Source organism: Herbaspirillum sp. B65 (assembly GCF_000333555.1).
In the GTDB taxonomy this organism is placed as follows: Bacteria; Pseudomonadota; Gammaproteobacteria; order Burkholderiales; family Burkholderiaceae_D; genus Herbaspirillum; species Herbaspirillum rubrisubalbicans.
Genome location: NZ_BADI01000878.1, coordinates 1 through 5,950, shown reverse-complemented (window position 1 = coordinate 5,950; position 5,950 = coordinate 1). Strand labels below are relative to the sequence as shown.

The following is a 5,950-nucleotide window of genomic DNA, read 5'->3' as shown; positions in this document are numbered from 1 at the left end:
CCGCAGCGCTCTACGGCACAGCGAGCCCGGTGGCACCATCAACGTGGTCAGCAAGAAGCCGCAGTTCAAGCGCGCCAATGCGCTGGACCTGTCCATCGGCAGCAACGACAGCTACCGCAGCAGCATCGATTCGACTGGGGCGCTCAACAGCGAGCTGGCCTATCGCCTCAATGCCGCCGTCGAGCGCCGGGGGAGCTGGCGCGATGATATTCACAGCCAACGTGAATTTTTTGCACCGGCCCTCACCTGGGTACTGTCCGACAGCACGGTGCTGAACTATGAAGCTGAATTTTTACGCCAGAAGGTGCCGTTCGATCGCGGCATCGTCGCCGTCAACGGCAACCTGGGTGTGCTGCCGATCTCGCGCTTTCTGGGCGAGCCGGGCGATGGCGACGTCAAGATGGACAACCAGAACCACCTGCTGACCCTGGAGCATCGCCTCAACGACAACTGGCACTTGCGCACCGGCCTGTTCCACAAGGAAGGCACGCTGCAGGGCTATTCCACCGAAGCCTCGGCGCTGCAGGCCGACAATGCCACGCTGCGCCGCCAGCGCCGCTACCGCGACTATGGCTGGCATGACACCTCGCTGCAGTTCGAGCTGGGCGGCAAGCTCACCACCGGTAGCGTAGGGCATGAGCTCCTGGTCGGTACCGAGCTGGACTGGATGACGCTGGACCAGCGCATGTTGCGCGTGAACCCGACGACGGCGGCGCCCTATGCGATCAATATCTACAACCCGGTCTATGGCCAGCCGCTGCCCACGCCGAGGGCCAATACCGATACCAGCGAACGCCAGAGCAGCAGCGCCTTCTACCTGCAAGACCAGATCAGCCTGACGCAGCGCTGGAAGCTGCTGGCCGGCATTCGCGCCGATGCCTTCAGCTCCACCCTGAACAACTGGCGCACCAGCACCATCACCCGCCAGGACAAGAACGCCTATTCCCCGCGCCTGGGCCTGACCTATCTGTTCACGCCTTCCTGGTCGGCCTATGCCAGCGCCAGCAAGTCTTTCCGTCCCAATAGCGGCAGCGATATCCATGGCCGCGCCTTCAGCCCCGAGACCTCGCGCGCGGCCGAAGTGGGTCTGAAGTTCCAGAGCGCGGATCAGCGTAGCGGCGCCACCCTGGCGGTGTTCGATATCACCAAGCAGAATGTGCTGACCGCCGACCCGAGCAATCCGGCCTTCTCCATTGCCGCCGGTGAAGTGCGCAGCAAGGGCGTGGAGCTGGATGCCAATGCCAAATTAGGCCATCACTGGCGCTTGACCGGCAACCTGGCCTATACCGATGCCTATGTGAGCAAGGACAACACCCTGGCCGTGGGTTCGCGGTTGCTCAACGTGCCGCGTGTCTCGGGCAGTGTACTGGCGGTGTTCGAAGATGCCCTGGCAAGTGGCTCGCCCTACGGTATCGGTGGTGGCCTGAATTATGTTGGCGACCGTACCGGCGACCAGACCGGCAGTTTCAAGTTGCCCGCTTATCTGACCGCACGCGCATTGGCCTACTGGCAGTTCACGCCGAAGATGAAGCTGTCGCTGGACGTGGATAATCTCTTCAACAAGCGTTACTACAGCAGTTCCTACAGCAGTGTGTGGATCATGCCGGGCAACGAGCGCACGGCCACGCTGGCACTCAATGTCAAGTTCTGATCTGCGCATGTCTGCCGATCTCTGCTGTACACCGCGCCGGCGCGCCATGCTGGCGCTGCTGGCCGCTGGTACCACGCCGCTGGCCTGGGCGCATGGCGATGAGGCCAGCCATGCCCACCCCATCAGCCCGGGTGGCCGCGACATGCTGACCGTGGTCGGCCCCTGGGAATTGACCGGGCTCGATCCGGCGCGCTCCGGCTATATGTTCGCCCGCATGGAGGTGCTGCAAACCTTGCTGGAGGTGGACGATGCCGGCCAGTTGCGCCCGGCGCTGGCGCGCACCTGGGAGGTCAGCGCCGATGGCTTGCAATGGCGCTTTGCCTTGCAGGCTGGGGGGCGCTACCACGATGGGAGCGTCGTGACGCCGGCCAGCGTACTGGCCTGTCTGCAGCGCGCTGCCGTGCGGCCAGGTGTACTGCAACTGGCGAGTATCACGGCCATGAGTGTGCAGGAAAGTGTACTGGTAGTGAGCCTGAGCAAGCCCTTCGGCCCGTTGCCCTATCTGCTGACCCATTATTCGACCCAGATCCTGGCGCCATCTTCCTTCGATGCGCACGGCAACGTGGTGGCCATCGTCGGTAGCGGGCCGTTCCGCATCCAGTCCATCAGCCTGCCGCAGCAGTTCGATGTGGAGCGGGTGGCGCCGGGGCCGGGCAGGGCGATCCAGCGGGCGCGCTATATCAGCGTCTCGCGCGCAGAGACACGCACGCTGCTGGTGCAGAGCGGCCAGGCTGAACTGGCTTTTTCGCTGGACCCGCCCAGCATTCGCGCCCTGCAGGAGAGTCCGCGTGCGCGCCTGCTCTCGGCCATGCTGCCGCGCACGACCATTCTCAAGCTCAATGCCGGCCATCCCTTCCTTGCCGATGTGCGGGTACGCCGCGCGATCTCCCTGTGCATGGAGCGCGAGGGCATCGCACGCGCGCTGTTGCGTGATCCCGACCTGGGCGCGACCCAGCTCTTTCCGCCGTCGCTCACACGCTGGCACGATCCCCAGCTAGCGCCCCTGCATACCGACCTCAAGCAGGCGCGCCGTCTGCTGGAAGAGGCCGGCTGGCGCCTGGGCGCCGATGGCGTGCGCTGGTGCGATGGGCGCAAGCTGGAACTGAGCCTGACCACCTTCGTCGATCGGCCCGAATTGCCCTTGATTGCCACTGCCTTGCAGGAAGAGATGCGCCAGATCGGCATTGCCGTGCGGGTGGTGATCGGCAACTCCAGCGACATCCCGGCCGGCCATCGCAGCGGCGCATTGCAGATGGCGCTGGCGGCGCGCAATTACGGCAACCTGCCCGAGCCGGTGGCCAGCCTCTTGCAGGACTTCGGGCCGCAAGGCGGCGACTGGGGCGCCATGGGCTGGGACAATACCGAGGTGCCGGCGCTGCTGGCGCGGCTGGCGCAGTTGCCGGCCATGCCCGCCGGGGATGCCGACGGCGGGCGCGCCGAACGCGCCCGTATCGTGGCGCTGCTGCAGGAACAGTTGCCGGTGATTCCGGTGGTCTGGTATCGCCAGACCTGTGCCGTCAGCCGTCGCTTGCAGGGCGCCAGCCTCGATCCTTTTGAACGTAGTTATCGTCTCTCTTGCCTGCAATGGATCTGACTCGCTTATTGCCCCGCAGCGCCGCCCGGCAACTGGCCAGCGCGCTCGGCCAGCGCCTGCTGCAAGCCGGCCTGGTGGCGCTGCTGGTGGGCACGCTGTGTTTTTTCATGACGCGCCTGCTGCCCGGCGACATGGCCTACCGCATTGCCGCCGGGCGCTACGGCTATGACATGGTCACCACCGAAGCGGCCCTGGCGGTGCGCGCTGAACTGGGCCTGGACCAGCCCTGGTTCATGGCGCTGAGCCAATGGTGGAGCCGGCTCCTGCATCTGGACCTGGGGACTTCGCAAGTGACCGCCTTGCCGGTGCTGGTGGAGATCGCTCATCAACTGGGGCCGACCCTGAGGCTGTCGCTACTGGCGCTGGCCTTGTCGCTGCTGTTCGGGCCGACCCTGGGCATCCTGGCCGGCCTGAACCCCGGTGGCTGGCTGGACCGGGCCACGCTGGCGCTATCGGTGCTGTTGCGGGCCTTGCCATCCTTCCTGCTGGGGCTGGTCCTGGTGCTGCTGTTTTCGGTACAACTGGGGGCCTTGCCGGCGGCCGGTCACGTGGACCATGGCGGCATCCTGTTGCCGGCGTTGACCTTGGCGCTGGGCCTGGCTGCGGTGTCCTGCCGGGTGGCGCGCGATGCCATGGTGCAGGTGCGCGCCTCCGAATATTTCGCCTTCGCTCTGACCAAGGGCTTGAGTCCCGCGCAAGCCCTGGCGCGCCACGGCGTGCGCAATGTTGCCGCGCCTGTGGTCGCTTATCTCGGCGTGCAATTGGTGATGCTGGTCGAAGGGGTGGTGCTGGTGGAAACCATCTTCGCCTGGCCCGGCATCGGCCACGCCCTGGTTCACGCCATCTTCGGGCGCGACGTGCCGATGATCCAGGGCACGGCCCTGGTGCTGGGGCTGATGTTCGTTCTCTTCAATGCGCTGGTCGATACCACCTGCGCCTTCCTTGATCCACGCGGCCGACCATGAGCTTTGCGACTTCCGATTTCCTGGTCGAGACCCGACCGCGCCGTGTCACGCCGGGCCAGTGGGCGGGCCTGTTGCTGCTGTTGACGATCGTCCTGTTTGCCTGGCTGGGGCCGCTGCTCATCGATGTCGATCCGGCCCGCCAGCAACTCTCACGCTTTCTGGAAGCGCCCAGCCTGGCGCATCCGCTGGGGTACGACCAGTTGGGACGCAGCATGTTGGCGCGGCTGGCGCATGGCACGCGACTATCCTTGTCGCTGGCACTGGTGAGCGTGTTGTCGGCGGCCATTCCCGGCATCGTGATCGGCTTGCTGGCGGCCTGGTGCGGTGGCTGGGTTGAGCGCGTGCTGGCGGCGCTGGCCGATGCCGTGCTGGCCTTGCCGGGCCTGCTGCTGGTGCTGTTGCTGGCGGCCTTTGCGCCGGGCGGCTTCTGGCCGCTGTACGTGGGTATCTCGTTGGCCTTGTGGGTGGAATATTTCCGCGTGGTGCGCGCGGCCAGCCGCATCCTGCTGGCCAGTGCGCCGGTGGAAGCCTCACGCTTGCTGGGCTTCGGCCCGGGCTACATCGTGCGACGTCACCTGATGCCGGCGCTGCTGCCGCGCCTGTTCACCCTGATGCGTTTCGGCCTGGCCGGTGCGGTGCTGGCGATGTCGGCGCTGGGCTTTGTCGGGGTCGGCCTGCAACCGCCCACGCCGGAGCTGGGGGTGATGATGATCGAACTCTTGCCCTATTACCGCGAGGCTCCGTGGTTGGTGGGCGCGCCGGTGCTGGTGCTGTTCCTGACCTTGCTGGCCTTGTTGCTGCTGTCGCCGCAGAAGGAAAATGCATGAACGCGCGCGCTGCTATCCCTGCCCTGCAGGTCGAGCACTTGACCGTGTTCCATGGGCAACAGGCACTCATCGAGGATATTCATTTCGCCATTCCCGCCGGTGGCGTGCTGACCTTGCTGGGCGAGAGCGGCTCGGGCAAGTCGCTGCTGGCCCAGGCCATCATGGGCAATCTGCCGGCCAGCCTGCATTGCCGCGGCAGCATCGTCATCGACGGTGAACCCAGCGATGCCGCCGATGCTGCCAGTCGCCAGCGTGGCTGGGGCCGGCGTATCGCGCTATTGCCGCAGGAACCCTGGCTGGCGCTGGACCCGACCATGACGGTGGCGCGCCAGATTGCCGAGACTTTCGAACTGGTCAGCCGACCTGCCCCCGATAGCCAGAACGACAGCCTGCGCGCCGCGCGTAGCCAGGCCACTACGCTGGCCCGAGAGGCGCTGGCCAGCCTGGGCCTACAGCAAGCGGGCGACAAATATCCCTTCATGATCTCGGGCGGCATGGCCCAGCGCGTGGCGTTCCTCGCCACCCACGCCGCCGGTGCGCCCTTGCTCATCATCGATGAACCGACCAAGGGCCTGGATGCGGATCGTCGCGGCGAGGTGCTGGCGCTGCTACAGGCGGCGCGCCAACAGGGCATGAGCCTGCTGTGCATCACCCACGATGTGTGGCTGGCGCGGGCACTGGGCGGGCAACTGGCGGTGATGCTGGAGGGGCGCATGGTGGAACAGGGGCCGGCGCAGGAACTGCTGGCTGCGCCCCGGCATGGCTATACCCGCCGCTTGCTGGCGGCCGATCCGGCGTGCTGGCCGGTGCCGCCGCACGCTGCGCTGCGCAGTGCGGGCGAGGTGATCGTCGAGGTGGAACAGGTGGCCAAGGCCTTCGGCCAGCAGCAACTGTTCAGCGGCATCAGCACGCG

At 66.3% G+C, this 5,950-nt stretch carries 5 protein-coding genes; all 5 read left to right on the top strand.

Annotated elements, in window-relative coordinates; translation table 11 throughout:
* A partial coding sequence (locus I5W_RS20905; protein ID WP_044530681.1) for a TonB-dependent siderophore receptor occupies positions 1 to 1,651 on the top strand: 1,651 nt, incomplete at its 5' end.
* Positions 1,652 to 1,658: 7 nt separating this feature from the next.
* Positions 1,659 to 3,245, top strand: a complete 1,587-nt coding sequence (locus I5W_RS20900; RefSeq protein ID WP_044530680.1) for an ABC transporter substrate-binding protein — start codon at positions 1,659 to 1,661, stop codon at positions 3,243 to 3,245.
* Entirely contained in the window at positions 3,236 to 4,210 is a 975-nt protein-coding gene (locus I5W_RS20895; RefSeq protein WP_044530679.1) for an ABC transporter permease, read from the top strand. Before I5W_RS20900 ends, I5W_RS20895 begins: the two co-directional genes overlap by 10 nt.
* On the top strand, positions 4,207 to 5,037 hold the full coding sequence (locus tag I5W_RS20890) for an ABC transporter permease (protein ID WP_044530678.1): 831 nt from the start codon (positions 4,207 to 4,209) through the stop codon (positions 5,035 to 5,037). Before I5W_RS20895 ends, I5W_RS20890 begins: the two co-directional genes overlap by 4 nt.
* Positions 5,034 to 5,950: ATP-binding cassette domain-containing protein (locus tag I5W_RS20885; RefSeq protein ID WP_044530677.1), on the top strand; the 917-nt coding region annotated here is incomplete at its 3' end. The genes I5W_RS20890 and I5W_RS20885, both read left to right, overlap by 4 nt.

Coding starts and splice junctions, on each gene's coding strand:
- I5W_RS20900 (WP_044530680.1), top strand. CDS start 1,659: ATGTCTGCCGATCTCTGCTGTACACCGCGCCGGCGCGCCATGCTGGCG.
- I5W_RS20895 (WP_044530679.1), top strand. CDS start 3,236: ATGGATCTGACTCGCTTATTGCCCCGCAGCGCCGCCCGGCAACTGGCC.
- I5W_RS20890 (WP_044530678.1), top strand. CDS start 4,207: ATGAGCTTTGCGACTTCCGATTTCCTGGTCGAGACCCGACCGCGCCGT.